Origin of the sequence: Achromobacter sp. Marseille-Q4954 (assembly GCF_943737025.1) — a bacterium.
Taxonomy (GTDB): domain Bacteria; phylum Pseudomonadota; class Gammaproteobacteria; order Burkholderiales; family Burkholderiaceae_B; genus Achromobacter; species Achromobacter bronchisepticus_A.
Genome location: NZ_CALSFQ010000001.1, coordinates 2,710,054 through 2,723,228, shown reverse-complemented (window position 1 = coordinate 2,723,228; position 13,175 = coordinate 2,710,054). Strand labels below are relative to the sequence as shown.

At 64.8% G+C, this 13,175-nt stretch carries 14 protein-coding genes; 5 read left to right on the top strand and 9 right to left on the bottom strand.

Features of this window, described 5'->3' with window-relative positions; genetic code table 11:
* Window positions 1-11 precede the first annotated feature (11 nt).
* Entirely contained in the window at window positions 12-1,073 is a 1,062-nt protein-coding gene (locus NGK62_RS12845) for a CaiB/BaiF CoA transferase family protein (RefSeq protein ID WP_251878567.1), read from the top strand.
* Between the two features lie 55 nt (window positions 1,074-1,128).
* Window positions 1,129-2,910, top strand: coding sequence for an acyl-CoA dehydrogenase family protein (locus tag NGK62_RS12840; protein ID WP_251878565.1), 1,782 nt, complete (start codon window positions 1,129-1,131; stop codon window positions 2,908-2,910).
* A gap of 4 nt (window positions 2,911-2,914) precedes the next feature.
* Here the strand turns inward: NGK62_RS12840 and NGK62_RS12835 are convergent, their stop codons facing one another.
* Complete coding sequence (locus NGK62_RS12835) at window positions 2,915-3,694, bottom strand: fused MFS/spermidine synthase (protein WP_502802963.1); 780 nt, start codon at window positions 3,692-3,694, stop codon at window positions 2,915-2,917.
* Between the two features lie 158 nt (window positions 3,695-3,852).
* Here NGK62_RS12835 and NGK62_RS12830 point away from each other — a divergent pair, with 158 nt between their 5' ends.
* Window positions 3,853-4,908 (top strand): DnaJ domain-containing protein, encoded by a 1,056-nt coding sequence (locus tag NGK62_RS12830; RefSeq protein WP_059376964.1) that lies wholly within the window; start codon window positions 3,853-3,855, stop codon window positions 4,906-4,908.
* 17 nt (window positions 4,909-4,925) lie between these two features.
* Here the strand turns inward: NGK62_RS12830 and NGK62_RS12825 are convergent, their stop codons facing one another.
* The 5 genes from NGK62_RS12825 to NGK62_RS12805 form a co-directional block, all read right to left on the bottom strand.
* On the bottom strand, window positions 4,926-5,345 hold the full coding sequence (locus NGK62_RS12825) for a universal stress protein (protein ID WP_251878561.1): 420 nt from the start codon (window positions 5,343-5,345) through the stop codon (window positions 4,926-4,928).
* Between the two features lie 23 nt (window positions 5,346-5,368).
* Window positions 5,369-6,352 (bottom strand): TerC family protein, encoded by a 984-nt coding sequence (locus NGK62_RS12820; protein ID WP_251878559.1) that lies wholly within the window; start codon window positions 6,350-6,352, stop codon window positions 5,369-5,371.
* Window positions 6,353-6,521: 169 nt separating this feature from the next.
* Window positions 6,522-7,298, bottom strand: a complete 777-nt coding sequence (locus NGK62_RS12815) for an SDR family oxidoreductase (protein ID WP_251878557.1) — start codon at window positions 7,296-7,298, stop codon at window positions 6,522-6,524.
* Between the two features lie 12 nt (window positions 7,299-7,310).
* Complete coding sequence (locus NGK62_RS12810) at window positions 7,311-8,225, bottom strand: beta-keto acid cleavage family enzyme (protein ID WP_192330587.1); 915 nt, start codon at window positions 8,223-8,225, stop codon at window positions 7,311-7,313.
* 5 nt (window positions 8,226-8,230) lie between these two features.
* On the bottom strand, window positions 8,231-9,454 hold the full coding sequence (locus NGK62_RS12805; protein ID WP_373429040.1) for an ABC transporter substrate-binding protein: 1,224 nt from the start codon (window positions 9,452-9,454) through the stop codon (window positions 8,231-8,233).
* Window positions 9,455-9,594: 140 nt separating this feature from the next.
* On the opposite strand from NGK62_RS12805, the gene NGK62_RS12800 reads away from it, so the two are divergent.
* Window positions 9,595-10,344, top strand: a complete 750-nt coding sequence (locus NGK62_RS12800) for a Crp/Fnr family transcriptional regulator (protein ID WP_223283354.1) — start codon at window positions 9,595-9,597, stop codon at window positions 10,342-10,344.
* Between the two features lie 132 nt (window positions 10,345-10,476).
* Complete coding sequence (locus NGK62_RS12795) at window positions 10,477-10,971, top strand: Ohr family peroxiredoxin (protein ID WP_059376950.1); 495 nt, start codon at window positions 10,477-10,479, stop codon at window positions 10,969-10,971.
* A gap of 58 nt (window positions 10,972-11,029) precedes the next feature.
* Here the strand turns inward: NGK62_RS12795 and NGK62_RS12790 are convergent, their stop codons facing one another.
* The 3 genes from NGK62_RS12790 to NGK62_RS12780 are packed head-to-tail and all read right to left on the bottom strand — an operon-like array spanning window position 11,030 to window position 13,172.
* Window positions 11,030-11,692, bottom strand: a complete 663-nt coding sequence (locus tag NGK62_RS12790; RefSeq protein WP_059376948.1) for a tetratricopeptide repeat protein — start codon at window positions 11,690-11,692, stop codon at window positions 11,030-11,032.
* Window positions 11,689-12,504 (bottom strand): SDR family oxidoreductase, encoded by an 816-nt coding sequence (locus NGK62_RS12785; protein ID WP_059376945.1) that lies wholly within the window; start codon window positions 12,502-12,504, stop codon window positions 11,689-11,691. The genes NGK62_RS12790 and NGK62_RS12785 overlap by 4 nt, the downstream gene beginning before the upstream one ends.
* On the bottom strand, window positions 12,501-13,172 hold the full coding sequence (locus NGK62_RS12780) for an iron-containing redox enzyme family protein (RefSeq protein ID WP_251878555.1): 672 nt from the start codon (window positions 13,170-13,172) through the stop codon (window positions 12,501-12,503). The genes NGK62_RS12785 and NGK62_RS12780 overlap by 4 nt, the downstream gene beginning before the upstream one ends.
* Between the last annotated feature and the right edge of the window lie 3 nt (window positions 13,173-13,175).

Sequence of the window (13,175 nt, the reverse complement as noted above, 5' to 3'; positions counted from 1 at the left end):
GGACCCTAGCCATGCCTCAGCCGCACTCCCTTCCCCTGTCCGGCATCGCCGTTGCCGATTTTTCCGAACTGCTGCCGGGCCCATTCCTGACCCAGAACCTCCTGGAACTCGGCGCGACCGTCACCAAGATCGAACGTCCTCCTCACGGCGACAATGCCCGGCTGCTCTATCCCGGCGTGTTCGATTCGGTCAACCGCGGCAAGCAATGCGTCATGCTGGATCTCAAGCAGCCTGCCGGCGCGCAGGCGGCGCGCGACATCATCGCCGCCTGTGACGTCCTGGTCGAAGGCTTCCGCCCCGGGGTCATGGCGCGGCTGGGGCTAGGCTATGACGCGGCGGCCGCCATCAACCCCAGGCTGGTCTACGTATCCCTGAGCGGCTATGGCCAGAACGGTCCCCATGCGCAGCGCCCGGGACATGACATCAACTATCTCGCCACGGCGGGCGCGCTAGCGCTGTCGGGCAGCGATCCCCGCATGCCCGCGCCGGGGGCAGGGCTGCCCGTCGCGGACCTCTGCGGCGCCATGTATGCCCTGTCCAGCACGCTGGCGGCGCTGATGCAGCGCCAGCATACGGGGCGCGGACAGCACCTGGACGTATCGCTGACGGATTGCGTCGCCCACTGGATGAATCCGCGCCTGGGACAGTTCTCCTCGGCCGGACTCGGCAGCCTGGCGGCGCAGCGCCTGGACGTTTTGAACAAGCCCGCCTATGGCGTGTTCCGCACGCGCGATGACGCCTGCGTCGCGATTGCCGCGCTCGAGGACCACTTCTGGCTGCGTTTGCTGCAGGTCTTGGCCTTGGACCTGGACCACGCGCAAACCGCTACCTACCATCAGCGGGTCATGCTGGCCGCCGCCATCAATCAGGCAATCGCCGGGCGCATGGCGGATCTGGACGCGCGAGATGCGATCGCCCGCCTGGAAGCGTCCGATGTGCCGGTCTCGCTGGTGGAAGAACCGCTGGCGCTGCGCGGCACGCCCCATGCGCAAGCCCGCTGGCTGTTCGAAAGCCATGCCGAGGCGCAGTATGTCCGCTATCCGGTACGGCTGACCCACATGAACGAGGCTTGAATCGCCCAGCGTACCGGCCCGGCGCAATCACTCTCATCTTCTGAATAGGCATCCCATGAGCCAGTATCACGCGCCCATGCATGACATCGACTTTCTCACGACAGCGGTGTTTCCCCTGGACCCGCATCTGCAAGATTGCGGCTCCGCCCTGGACGCCGGACTCGCGCGCTCCGTCGTGCTCGAAGCCGAGAAGTTCGCGCAAGGCTTGCTGGATCCGCTCAATCGCATCGGCGACCAGCAAGGCTGCCGCCTGCATGACGGCACCGTTTCCACGCCCGCCGGCTGGCAGCAGGCCTACCTCGCCTTCTGCGAAGGCGGATGGAACGGCTTGCGCCAACCCGAGCAATACGGCGGCCAGGCGCTGTCCTGCGTGCTGGCCACCCTGACCGAGGAAATCTGGCACGCCAGCAACCCTAGCTTCGCGCTCTGCTCCATGCTGACCAGCGGCGCCATAGAAACCCTGCTGCACTCGGCGACTCCCGCATTGAAGGACCTGCTGCTGCCGCGGCTGATCAGCGGCGAATGGACCGGCACCATGAACCTGACCGAACCGGCGGCGGGCTCGGACCTGACCGCCGTGCGCACCCGCGCGATGCCGTCGGACGATGGTTCCTATGCAATATCCGGCCAGAAGATCTTCATCACCTACGGCGACCACGAACTCGCGTCCAACATCATCCATCTGGTGCTGGCCCGCACGCCCGATGCGCCCGCCGGCGCGAGAGGCCTGTCGTTGTTCGCCGTGCCCAAGTTTCTGATTCAGGACGACGGTTCTCCTGGCGAGCGCAACGACGTGCATTGCTCGGCCCTGGAACACAAACTGGGCATCCACGCCAGCCCCACCGCGGTGATGCAGTTCGGCGCCGGGCCGGGCGCAACCGGGTATCTGGTCGGCGAGCTGAACGAAGGGCTGAAGAACATGTTCGTCATGATGAACGAGGCCCGCCACGCCGTCGGCAACCAGGGCCTGGCCATTGCCGAACGCGCGTTCCAGCATGCGGTCTGGTACGCACGCGAACGCGTCCAGGGCAAGATCGTCGGCGAAGAAGGCGCGCAGCTTCCCATCCTGCGCCACCCCGACGTACGCCGCCTGCTGCTGGGCATGAAGAGCCGGATCGAATCGATGCGTGCGCTGGGCGTGTACCTATCGATGCAGAAAGACCTGGCCCGCGCGGCCGCCAGCCCCGAGGCCCGCAGCCGCGCCCAGGCCCGCGTCGACCTGCTGATACCCGTGATGAAGGGCTGGTTCACCGAGGCCGCCCAGCGCATCACATACGACGCGGTCCAGGTCTTCGGCGGCATGGGCTACATCGAGGAATCGGGCGCGGCCCAGTACTACCGGGACGCGCGCATCCTGACCATCTACGAAGGCACCACCGCGATACAGGCGAATGACCTGCTGGGCCGCAAAACGGTCCGCGACGGCGGCGCGCAAGCCCAGCTGCTGCTGGACGAGATCTCTCAGCAGGCCGAGGCGATGCTGGCGGGTGCGGCCGGCGCCCGCGAGTTCGGACGCAGCCTGCAACAAGGCTGCGCGCATTTGCGCGCAACCATCGTCTGGCTGCTGGCATGCCATGAGGCCGATCCGCGCGCCACCCATGCGGGCGCCGTATCCTATCTTGAGCTCTGGGGGCTGGTGACGGGCGCCTGGATGCAGGGGCTGCGCCTGCGCGCCGCGCTGGACGGCGCGGCCGAGGGCGCAGCATTGCAAGCCATCCAGGCCAGCGCCCGATTCTATGCGGAGAATCTTCTGGTTCAGGCCAGCGCATTGCGGCAGTCCATTTGCGCGGGCGGCTGCGCCATCGACGCGTTTCCCGACGACTATTGGGCCCGCTAAGGCGCTATCTCAGCACCAGCGTCGCGCCGATCACCTTCATCGTCGGCATCAACTGGCGCCAGGCGTCCTTGGGCATGGACGCCGGCCGGCGCAGCTCGGCTGCGGCGGGATCGTCCAGCAGATCGCCCTTGCAGGCGAACACGATGCTGTTGGTCATGTCGTCATCCACCACCTCGAACATGGACGAACCGAACGAGGCGCGCACCCGGTCCATGTATTCGTGATGATCCGGGTGATTGACGTGGAAGTTGATCACCAGGATGCCGTTCTCGCGCAGGGCGCGGAAACAATCGGCGTAGAACTCCGCCGAGCACAGCGGACCCGGAATCCCGCCGATGCCGAACCCGTCCAACAGGATCACGTCCGCATGGTCCGACAGGCCCCGCATATGGTCGGCCGCGTCGGCCTGGAGCACGCGGAAGCGGTCGTCGTCGCGCGGCACCATGAAGGCTTCGCGCAGGGCGATGACAGCCGGGTCGATCTCCACCACATCGACGGCGCTGTCCGCCAGGTAACGATGGCAGAACTTGGGCAGTGAGCCGCCACCCAGCCCCACCATCATGATGCGGGCTGGAGCCGGATTGAAAAGCACGAAGCCCATCATCATCCGCGTGTACTCCAGCTCGAGCGCATCGGGGTTGAGGGTGGACATGCTGCTCTGGATTTCCTGCTGCGTGAAATGCAGTGTGCGGCGGGTGCCCGAGTTCTGGACAAAGGGCCGCGGAAGTGCCGCTTGCGGCTCAGCGGGCGAGAAATCTGAGGAGGTTTGGGCGTCGTCGGGCATGAAACGGGGTGGCGTGCAGGAAAATGGGAAAGATACCATTGCGCCGTGTACCCACCTGGCGATGTAGTCTCTTTGGCTGATACCGACGCCCATGATTGCAGCGTAAGCTCGCCGTGCAGGAAGCTGAGCGCCCGGCTTCGGAACGCGGACCCAAGGCAATGGCTGGCTTACATACCCATTACGACACGCTCCAAGTTTCGGAAAACGCCAGCGATGAAGTCATCCGCGGCGCATACCGTTATCTCTCGCAAAAGTGGCACCCGGACAAGAATCCTGACAAGCCCGAGGAAGCAAAGCGCGTCATGGCGCGCCTGAACGAGGCCTACGCGGTGCTTTCCGATCCGAAACGGCGTCAAGAGCATGACGCGTGGATTGCCGAGCAACGCGCCGCTGGCGCGCCCGGCGGCAACGGCAGCGGGACGAATGGGAAAGCCCCGCCGGATTCCGGATCCACCGATACCCTGCGCGACTATTACGCCACCGAAATCGCCAAGGGACGCAATTTCTGGATATGGCCGCTGGCCTTCATCGGTTGCGCCATGGCGTTGGGCTTGGCCGCCAACCTCGTTCCATCGCTGGCCAGCCTGCTGATGAAATACCGCTACCTCACCCTGCTCCTGCTGCTGGCCGGGGCATCCGCGGTGACGACCTCGGCCAGGAAAAAACACCGCGATCAACTGCTGCAACAGCACGAGACGCGGATTCTGGAGCAGCGGTACACGGAACACATGCGGCAGAAGACCGTGCGGCAGGTGGTCATCGGCGTCTCGGCCGTATTGGCAATCGGCGGCCTGCTAGCCTATTACGGCATGGGCTGGAATGAACGGCAAGACCAGCTCCAGGCCGCCAAGCCGGACAGCAAGAAGCCTGCGCCGGCCAAGCCCGCATCCCTCCAGATCGAGAACGCCTGCGGCCGCGACTTGAGATTCGCGGTGCACTATCTACCCGACGGAGGCGAATGGCGCACCGAAGGCTGGTGGAACGTGGAAGCCAACAGCTCCACCGGCCTGCGCGGCGACCTGGGATTGATCGAATCCACCAATACCATCTTCTACTACTACGCCGAATCGCTGGACCGGAAAATAGTCTGGCAGGGCCGCGACGACGACGAGACCGACGCGACCTATGCGTTCAAGGGGCGCAACTATCGCTTCGACCGGGTTCGCCTGGCCCGCGGCGCCGATGGCAGCTATCAGCTCAAACTCACCTGCTAGCGCGTCAACGCGGACGTTCAGACCAGCAGCACCGGACAAGGCGCGTGGGCGATGACCCGCGAGCACACCGACCCCAGCAATGCGTCCAGGAACGGCGCCCGATGGTGCGACCCCATCACGATGACCGTGGCGCCCACCTTGATCGCATGCGCCACGATCTTGTCCGGCGTGTGGCCGGTAAGCTCGTGGCACTCGAAACCAACCTGGCCCGCGCGCAGGATTTCGACCACGGACTTCATTGCCTTGTCGCTCTCTTCGTGGTGCCAGGCGTCGATGTCGGCCTGGCCGATGAAGGCTTTGACATCGCCCGTCACGTCCGGCTCGCAATGCAATACGTGCACCGTGAAGTCCCGGTTCAGCAAAGGGCCCTCAACCAGGTAGCGCGCCGCGGCATCGCTATGGCTGGACCCATCGGTGGCAAGAATGATCGTGTTCATGACAGATCTCCGGTTCGTGGACTTCATCCCTTATGGCGCGCGGCCCTGGCCGCGGCCCGTCTGGGCAGGATCAGGCTGGCGCCCACGGATGCCAGCAGGATAAGGCCTACCGCCCCTAGCGACCACTGCACCGGCACATGGAACCATGGCGCGGCCAGCATCTTGCCGCCGATGATGATGAGCACCGCGGCAAGTCCGTGCTTGAGGTAGCGGAAACGCTCGCGCATGTCGGCCAGCAGGAAGTACAGCGCCCGCAGGCCCATGATGGCGAAGATATTGGAGGTGAAGACCAGGAACGGGTCGGTGGTGACGGCGAAGATGGCGGGAATGCTGTCCACCGCGAACACCACGTCGCTCGCCTCTATCATCAACAGCACGACGAACATGGGCGTGGCATGCCGCAGGCCGCCGATGCGCACGAAGAACGACTCGCCGTGATAGTCCTTGGTGATGCGCATGGACGAGCGCATCAGGCGCACCAGCGGATTGCGGGCAATGTCCGGCTGATGGTCCGCCCGGGCCAGCATCCTGGCGCCGGTCGCCACCAGCAGCACGCCGAACACATAGAACAGCCAGTCGAACTTCGACAGCAGCCAGACGCCCGCCAGGATCATGCCGACTCGCATCACGATGGCACCCAGCACGCCGTACAGCAGCACCCGGCGCTGCAATTCCAGCGGCACCGCAAAGTAGCCGAAGATGAGCGAGAACACGAACATGTTGTCCACGGACAGGGACAGTTCGATCAGGTAGCCGGTGTAGAACTCCAGTGTCTTGCGGTGCGCAATGTCGCGCCCCAGGGTGGCATCCAGATACCACCACATCAGAGCGCCGAACAACGCCGCCAGCGCCATCCAGACGCCCACCCAGAACAAGGCTTCACGGGGCCGCACGCGGTGCGCATGCCGGCCGCCCAGCACATACAGATCCAGCGCCAGCACGACCAGCACAAAGGCTACGAACCCCGCCCACATCGGCATGGTGGCAAAGGTCTCGACCTGATTCATCAGGACCTCCCGCCGTCGCTGCAAAGCCGCTATGCGACGGCCATCGGTACACAGTGCATGTACGAATCCAGTCTAGAACTTCCAGATGCGCCGAACAATTCGCCTGGGTCGAACTGATGCTCAGGTTTTTTGGAACCGTCGCGGCGCGTGGAGCACCGGCATCGGCAACTCAGCCCAGGTACTCCACGTTGCCGCAAACGGAAATGCTCTGGCCGCTGATGATGGCGCCTTCGTCCGAACACAGGTAGGCCACCTGATTGGCCACGTCCTGCGGGCTGGTCATGCGGCGCAACGACACCTTGTCCACAAGCTGCTCGCGCATCGCGTCGTTGCTCACGCCAGCAGCCGCGGCGCGGGCGGCAATGACCCGTTCAACGCGGTCGCCCGACACCACGCCCGGCAGCACGGAATTGACGCGGATGTTCGAAGGCCCCAGCTCCATGGCCCAGGTCTGCGTCAGGCCGGCCAGGCCGAACTTGCTGGCGCTATAGGGCGTGCGCAGCGAAAAGCCCAGCCTGCCCGCGACGGACGAGATGTTGACGATGGACCCGCCGCCTGCCGCGCGCAGCAACGGCACGGCGCTGCGTGCGCACAGGAAGGTTCCCGTCAGATTGACATCCAGCGTGCGCTGCCAGGCGTCCAGCGTGGTTTCCTCCAGCCGGTTGGTCGGGCCGGCCACGCCGGCATTGTTGACCAGCGCGTCGAGCTTGCCCCATTTCTTCGCCAGTTCGCCGAACATGGCCTGGACTTGCGCCTCGCTGGATACGTCCGTCACGCTGACGCCCAGGCGCGGATGCGCGGCGGCAGCGGCCTTGCACGCCGCTTCGTCCACGTCGCAGACGTGCACCTCGGCGCCCGCCTCCAGAAACCTGCGCGCGATCGCCAGGCCTATTCCTTGCGCGCCCGCGGTGACGAGGACGCGTTTTCCTTGCAGTGAATTGCTCATGGCGGTTCCTGTTCAGAGCGCAAACTCGGGACGGATGCCGCTTTTGAGCGGCAGTCCCAGGATCTCGCGCGCCTCCGCGGGCGTTGCGGGCTCCATGTCCATTTCACGGATGATGCGCACGATGCGCTCGGTCAGCTGGACGTTGGTGGCCAGTTCGCCGTGGCGGTAGTACAGGTTGTCCTCCAGGCCGACCCGCGCATGGCCGCCCAGCAGCAGGGCGGCCATGTTGGCCTCCAGCTGCGCGGGGCCGATGCCGCTGACGCAGAAGATGCTGTTCCTGGGCAGCAGGTCCACCATCATCTGCAAATGCCGCACCGAAAATGGCATGGCGTTCTGGAAGTTGCGATGCACGTTCATGACCAGGTTGATGAAATGCGGCCCTTCGTCCAGTCCCTCTTCGATCAGCGTCGTGGCATCCTGCAGGATGTGCGTGGGGCTGAAGACCTCCCATTCGGGCTTGATGCCGCGCGCCTGCATGCCGGCGGCCAGTTCGCGGGCCTTGGTGAGCGGCGTGTTCATCAGGTATTCGCGGTCGCCGAACGCCAGGTTCAAGGTCGTGGCGTCCAGCGTGCACATCTCGGCGCCGGCGTCCATGCCCTTGAGCCGTTCTTCCCACAGGATCTCCCACGTTCCCGGAGAGGTTTCCTTGACCATGTCGCCATGCACGCCGCCGCCGGTCGAATTGTTCAGCACGATGTCGCAGCGGTCGCGGATGAGCCGGTTCATCTGCCGGTACACCGAAGCGTCGCAAGTCGCCTGGTCGTCGGGACGGCGCGCATGCAGCGCCACCACGCTGGCGCCCGCGTTATAGCAGCGGTACACGTCCTCCGCGATCTCCAGCGGCTGCGTGGGCAGGTGCGGATTCTGGCTCTTGAATGCCATGCCCCCGGTCGGGGCGATGGTCACGATGACTTTGCGTTTGCTCATGAGGTTCACTTCCAGAGCGCGCAGCGGCTCTCTTCCTTGGTGGTGAAGGCCTGGTTGCCGTCGATGGTCTGCACGACGTTGAAGTAGTCCCAGGGTTCCTTGGACTGTTCCGGCGTCTTGACCTGCAGCAAGTACATGTCGTGCACGACGCGGCCGTCCGGCCGCACTACGCCGTTCTTGATGTAGACGTCGTTCAGCTTGTTCTCGCGCAGATAGGCCAGCACGCGGTCGGCGTCATCCGTACCCGTGGCCTTGACCGCGCGCAGGTATTGCAGCGCCGCGGAGTAATCGGCCGCCTGCAGCGAGGAGGGCATGGCCTTGCGCTTTTCAAAGAAGGCGCGGGCCCAGGCGCGGGTCTCGTCCGATGCGTTCCAGTACCAGCTGTCCGTCAGATACATGCCTTGCGAGGCGGGCAGCCCCATGGCGTGGATGTCGTTGATGAACATGATCAGGCCGGCCAGGCGCATGGTCTTGGTGATGCCGAACTCATTGGCGGCCTTGATCGAGTTGGTGGCGTCCGCGCCGGCGTTCGCCAGGGCCAGGATCTCCGCCTTGCTGCTTTGCGCCTGCAGCAGGAACGAAGAAAAGTCGCTGGCCGATAGCGGATGCTTGACCGATCCGACCACCGTGCCGCCGCCGGCCTGGACCACCTTGGTCGTGTCGGCCTGCAGCGCGTGGCCAAAGGCATAATCGGCCGTCAGGAAGTACCAGCTCTTGCCGCCCGCCTTGACCACGGCCGCGCCCGTTCCGCGCGCCTGCGCCACGGTATCGTAGGCGTAGTTCAGCGTGTAGGGCGTGCATTGTTCGTTGGTCAGCGCCGGGGCGCCCGCGCCCACCACGATGATGGGCCGCTTCTTGTCGGCCGCAACCTTGGACATGGCCAATGCCGTGCTGGAATTGGTGCCGCCGATCAGCATGTCCAGGCCCATCTGGTCGAACCATTCCCGTGCCTTGGCCGAGGCGATGTCCGCCTTGTTCTGATGGTCGGCCGTCAGCAGTTCGATCTTCTTGCCGTTGATCTCGCCACCCATCTCCTGGATCGCCATCTTGATGGCCTCGGCGCCGCCCGGGCCGTCCGGCCCCGAGTACACGCCCGACATGTCGGTGATGAAGCCGATTCGAATAACATCGTCTGAAATCTGCGCCTGGGCCGCAGGGGCGTGCAGCAGCGTCACGGCCAGGCCGCAGGCCAGGGCGCTGCGGGACATCATGCCTTGCATGGGCAACATGCTTGTCTCCTCTTGTGGGTTTTGGCGTCTGGGACCTCGGCTATTCTGGTGCCGGCCCCAGACCGCGGACAGTCATCATGGTGACAAAGCACCCTAGGGTTTACCTGAGCGGCACCACAACGGCTACGAAGGAGGCACACATGGGCGAACGGCTTGCCGACGCCGGCGACGAACCCCTGAGCGCGCGGCGGCGGCGCACGCAAGGGGCGGTGGACAAGATGCTCGACGTCGTCCCTTGGTACAAGGGCTTGCCGGAACTCGAACGCGACCTGATCCGCGCGGAATTGCGCGTCGTGACGCTGGCCGCGGGCCAGTTCCTGTTCCGCGCGGGCAGCCGCTCGCCGGGATGGTACGGCGTGGTGCAGGGGCTGGTGAAATGGTCCTCGCCGGGCGCGGACGGCAAGTCCCTGTCTCTGGCCGGCTTCAGCACCGGCAGCTGGTTCGGCGAAGCCACCATGATCCGCCGCGAGCGGTTCGAGTACGAGGTGGTCGCGCTGCGGCCCAGCCAGATCGTGATTCTGCCGCGCGAGACCTGTGAACGTCTCTGGAACAACAACATCGAGTTCACCAAGGCGCTGATGATGCATCTCGCGCAACGCGTGGACTGGCTGATGAGCAGCTTCACGTCCAACGTGCTGCTCGACGTCGACACCACGGTGGCGCGCGCCGTCGCCGCGCAGTTCAATGCGGAGAGGCATTCCGGCACCAACGGACGCCTGAAGGTTTCCCAGGAAGAAATCGCCGGCCTGTGCGGCATTTCGCGGCAACGCTGCAATGCAGCGCTTGCGAGGCTAGCTCGCGCGGGCGTGCTGGAAACCTACTATGGCGGGCTGGCTATCCTTGACGTGGACGAGTTGCACCGGCTTGCCAATATCAAGAAGAGCGCCTAGGAAGCCGGCGCTGACGGTACAAGAAAAGATGCCGGTCAGAACAGAAATTCTGTCTTTTCGCCCATAGGGGACAACTTTATAGTTGCCGCGGAAAAAACAGCAAACCGCATATCCGCACTTGAGGAGTCCCCCATGAAAGCCCCGTCCGCGCCCTCTGTTTCGCTCCTGGAACCCTATGTCGGCACAGAGGACCTGCCCCTGTACACGACCACCGTGTCCGTGACTGGCGGCGTCTCCGGACACGGCAGATCGTCGGGCCGCGCGATCTCCAACGACGGCGAACTGGAACTCGAACTCAGGTTGCCCAAGGAGCTTGGCGGCAACGGCGGCGGCACCAATCCCGAGCAATTATTCGCGGCCGGCTTTGCCGCTTGCTTTCATGGCGCCATGAAGCTGGTCGCCATGAAGAACGGTGTCCCGCTGCCGGCGGATTTCGCCATTCACTGCACCACCACTTTCGCGCGCGAAGCGTTTGACGGCCTGTTCTGCATCAAGGCCAGGCTGGAGATTTCCTTGCCCGGACTGCCGAAGGACCTCGCCTTGGCGCTGGTCCACGAGACGGAATCGATCTGCCCGTATTCGAAGATGGCGGACCAGGGGATCGCGTCGTCGGTGCATCTGACTTGATCATGGCCAGCGCCCGCCCCGCGCACTGATTACCCGCCTCCGGAGCTGGAACCCCGCCTCAGCCACGAACTTTCTTGAGCAGGGCCTCGGCCTCTTGCCTGCGCCCCCGATCGGCGAGCTCGCGCCCAGGGCGCGCGGGCGCACGCAACGCCTTCTCCAGATATGGGGCCGCCTCCGCATTGCGGTTCCGGTAAACCAGATAATCCGCATAGAAATAGTTGGGATCTATGCCATCCGGATTGATCGCAAGCGCCTGCTGCAACAACGCCTCGGCCTTCTTGTTGTCCCCGAAGCCGACCGGCCAGCCAGGAACCTTGTAGTACAGCACACCGAGGCTGTTGAGCGCGGACCCGCTTAACGCGTTGCTGTCGATCTGGATCGCAGTCTCGTATTCGGCCTTGGCCTGCTTCGCGATGCCAAGCGCGCCCAGCCCGCCCTTGGCCCCAGCCCAGGAACTCAGGATGATGCCTTCCCAGATGTGAGGCTCGGCGCGGTTGTTGTACTTCGCGGTCACGGCATGCGCCTTCTGCGCCAGGGCTTCGAAGCCGGTCTCCCGCTTCGCTTCCGGCATCTGATACTGAATCTCCGCCCACTCCTTTTGCAAGGCGCCGATGGCGTTGTCCATGTCGGCCGGCTCCGCTTGGGCTGCGGGAAGAAAGGAATATGCGCTCATGGCAAGCATGGCCGATGAAGCGTAACGCAGGAAAGCTCTGCGGATCATGATGAGACTCCTGATTGCGGCGGCGGCGGCCTCAAGGCGCGCCGATGCTTGGTGAATGCGCCATCGAGCAGGCGCGGAAAGAGTGCGTTGAGCCGGACCGCCAGGGCTTCGAACAGGCCGGCGTAACGCTGGGCCGTCTCCGCTTCCAGCATGCGCAGCACGGCACGGGCGACCGCCTCCGGGCTGTCCGTCGGCGATCCGGTCGCCTGGTTGAAGGCGATGACGTCAGCCGCATTGAAGGGTGTATCGATGGCGCGCGGGGCGTAATACTGGACACGCACGGGAGAGTCCGCGAGTTCGCGTCTCAGGGATTCCGTATAGACACGCAGAGCTGCCTTGGACGCGCCGTACGCCGCAAAGCCGGGAACGCCCAGGCTGCCCAGCACGGAGCCTATGTTCAAGACCTGAGCGCGTGGCTGGCCAAGCAGCACGGGCAGCAGGCTGGCGGTCAACAGCATGGGCGCGATGGCGTTTGTATCGAAGATCTGCTGGGTCTGCTCAGGGTCCATCGCGCCCGCCGCGCCAAACCCCGCGACCGCCGCGTTGTTGATGAGCACGTTGGCGCGACGCGCCGCGGCGGCGTCCGCAATCGCCGCCCGTCCTTCCTGCGTGGTGATATCCACCACGAGGGCGTCTACCGCGCTGCGGTCATGCGCGTCCAGGCTCAATGACTTGGCCAGTTCCAGCGTGGGACCGGCGCGCCGTCCGACCAGCAACACGCGCGCTCCTTCGGCGCGCAACATGCGTGCGATGGCGCTGCCCAACCCGCCGGCAGCTCCCGTAAGCACGACCGAGGCCTGATTGATCTTCATGCCGGCACGCTCCCGGCCGCGGCTCGCGGCAATCCGCGGAAGATCGCACCGTACAGGCGGTAGAACATATGCGCCGCATGGATGACGGCCGCCTGATCGTCGGGATGCTCCAGCCGATTCATCAATTCGGCGAAATGTGCGGTGTGCTCCTGATCAAGCGTGCCATGCGAGCGCAGATAGCTGAAGGCCGTTCCGGGCAGGCCCAACGCCTGCTGGATCCGGTCCGCAGCGTTCAGAGCCAGCGCGACGCTCGTTCCCTCCAATACGTGGACCATGCCGAAGAAGCCCACCGGGTTGTTCCGCATGATGGTGTCGTAGGCGTAGGCCACCATGATTTCCGTATCCGGGCCGGGGCCCGCGCACTTGATCGCCTCGGCGTCCGCACCCGCCGCGCGCAGGTCGTTCAGTATCCATTCGTCATGGCCGGTTTCCTCCTCGATGTATTCCTCCAGCGCCGCGTCCATCCATGCCAGGCGGCCTGGCATGCGGGTGCGGCACGCGTGCATCAAGGGCACCGTGTGCCGCACATGGTGATAGGCCTCGGCCAGGAAGCGGATGTATGAAGGCAGCGCGACCTCGCCGCGCAGACAGTCCTGGATGATGGGCGCCTGGACCAGCGCTTCCCGGCTGCCCCGCGTTGCGTCCACGAGAGAATCGAAAAATGGCATTTT

What these genes read in the sequence shown, in the direction of transcription:
- NGK62_RS12845 (WP_251878567.1), top strand. Translation starts at nt 12, where the DNA reads ATGCCTCAGCCGCACTCCCTTCCCCTGTCCGGCATCGCCGTTGCCGAT.
- NGK62_RS12840 (WP_251878565.1), top strand. Translation starts at nt 1,129, where the DNA reads ATGAGCCAGTATCACGCGCCCATGCATGACATCGACTTTCTCACGACA.
- NGK62_RS12835 (WP_502802963.1), bottom strand. Translation starts at nt 3,694, where the DNA reads ATGCCCGACGACGCCCAAACCTCCTCAGATTTCTCGCCCGCTGAGCCG.
- NGK62_RS12830 (WP_059376964.1), top strand. Translation starts at nt 3,853, where the DNA reads ATGGCTGGCTTACATACCCATTACGACACGCTCCAAGTTTCGGAAAAC.
- NGK62_RS12825 (WP_251878561.1), bottom strand. Translation starts at nt 5,345, where the DNA reads ATGAACACGATCATTCTTGCCACCGATGGGTCCAGCCATAGCGATGCC.
- NGK62_RS12820 (WP_251878559.1), bottom strand. Translation starts at nt 6,352, where the DNA reads ATGAATCAGGTCGAGACCTTTGCCACCATGCCGATGTGGGCGGGGTTC.
- NGK62_RS12815 (WP_251878557.1), bottom strand. Translation starts at nt 7,298, where the DNA reads ATGAGCAATTCACTGCAAGGAAAACGCGTCCTCGTCACCGCGGGCGCG.
- NGK62_RS12810 (WP_192330587.1), bottom strand. Translation starts at nt 8,225, where the DNA reads ATGAGCAAACGCAAAGTCATCGTGACCATCGCCCCGACCGGGGGCATG.
- NGK62_RS12805 (WP_373429040.1), bottom strand. Translation starts at nt 9,454, where the DNA reads ATGTTGCCCATGCAAGGCATGATGTCCCGCAGCGCCCTGGCCTGCGGC.
- NGK62_RS12800 (WP_223283354.1), top strand. Translation starts at nt 9,595, where the DNA reads ATGGGCGAACGGCTTGCCGACGCCGGCGACGAACCCCTGAGCGCGCGG.
- NGK62_RS12795 (WP_059376950.1), top strand. Translation starts at nt 10,477, where the DNA reads ATGAAAGCCCCGTCCGCGCCCTCTGTTTCGCTCCTGGAACCCTATGTC.
- NGK62_RS12790 (WP_059376948.1), bottom strand. Translation starts at nt 11,692, where the DNA reads ATGATCCGCAGAGCTTTCCTGCGTTACGCTTCATCGGCCATGCTTGCC.
- NGK62_RS12785 (WP_059376945.1), bottom strand. Translation starts at nt 12,504, where the DNA reads ATGAAGATCAATCAGGCCTCGGTCGTGCTTACGGGAGCTGCCGGCGGG.
- NGK62_RS12780 (WP_251878555.1), bottom strand. Translation starts at nt 13,172, where the DNA reads ATGCCATTTTTCGATTCTCTCGTGGACGCAACGCGGGGCAGCCGGGAA.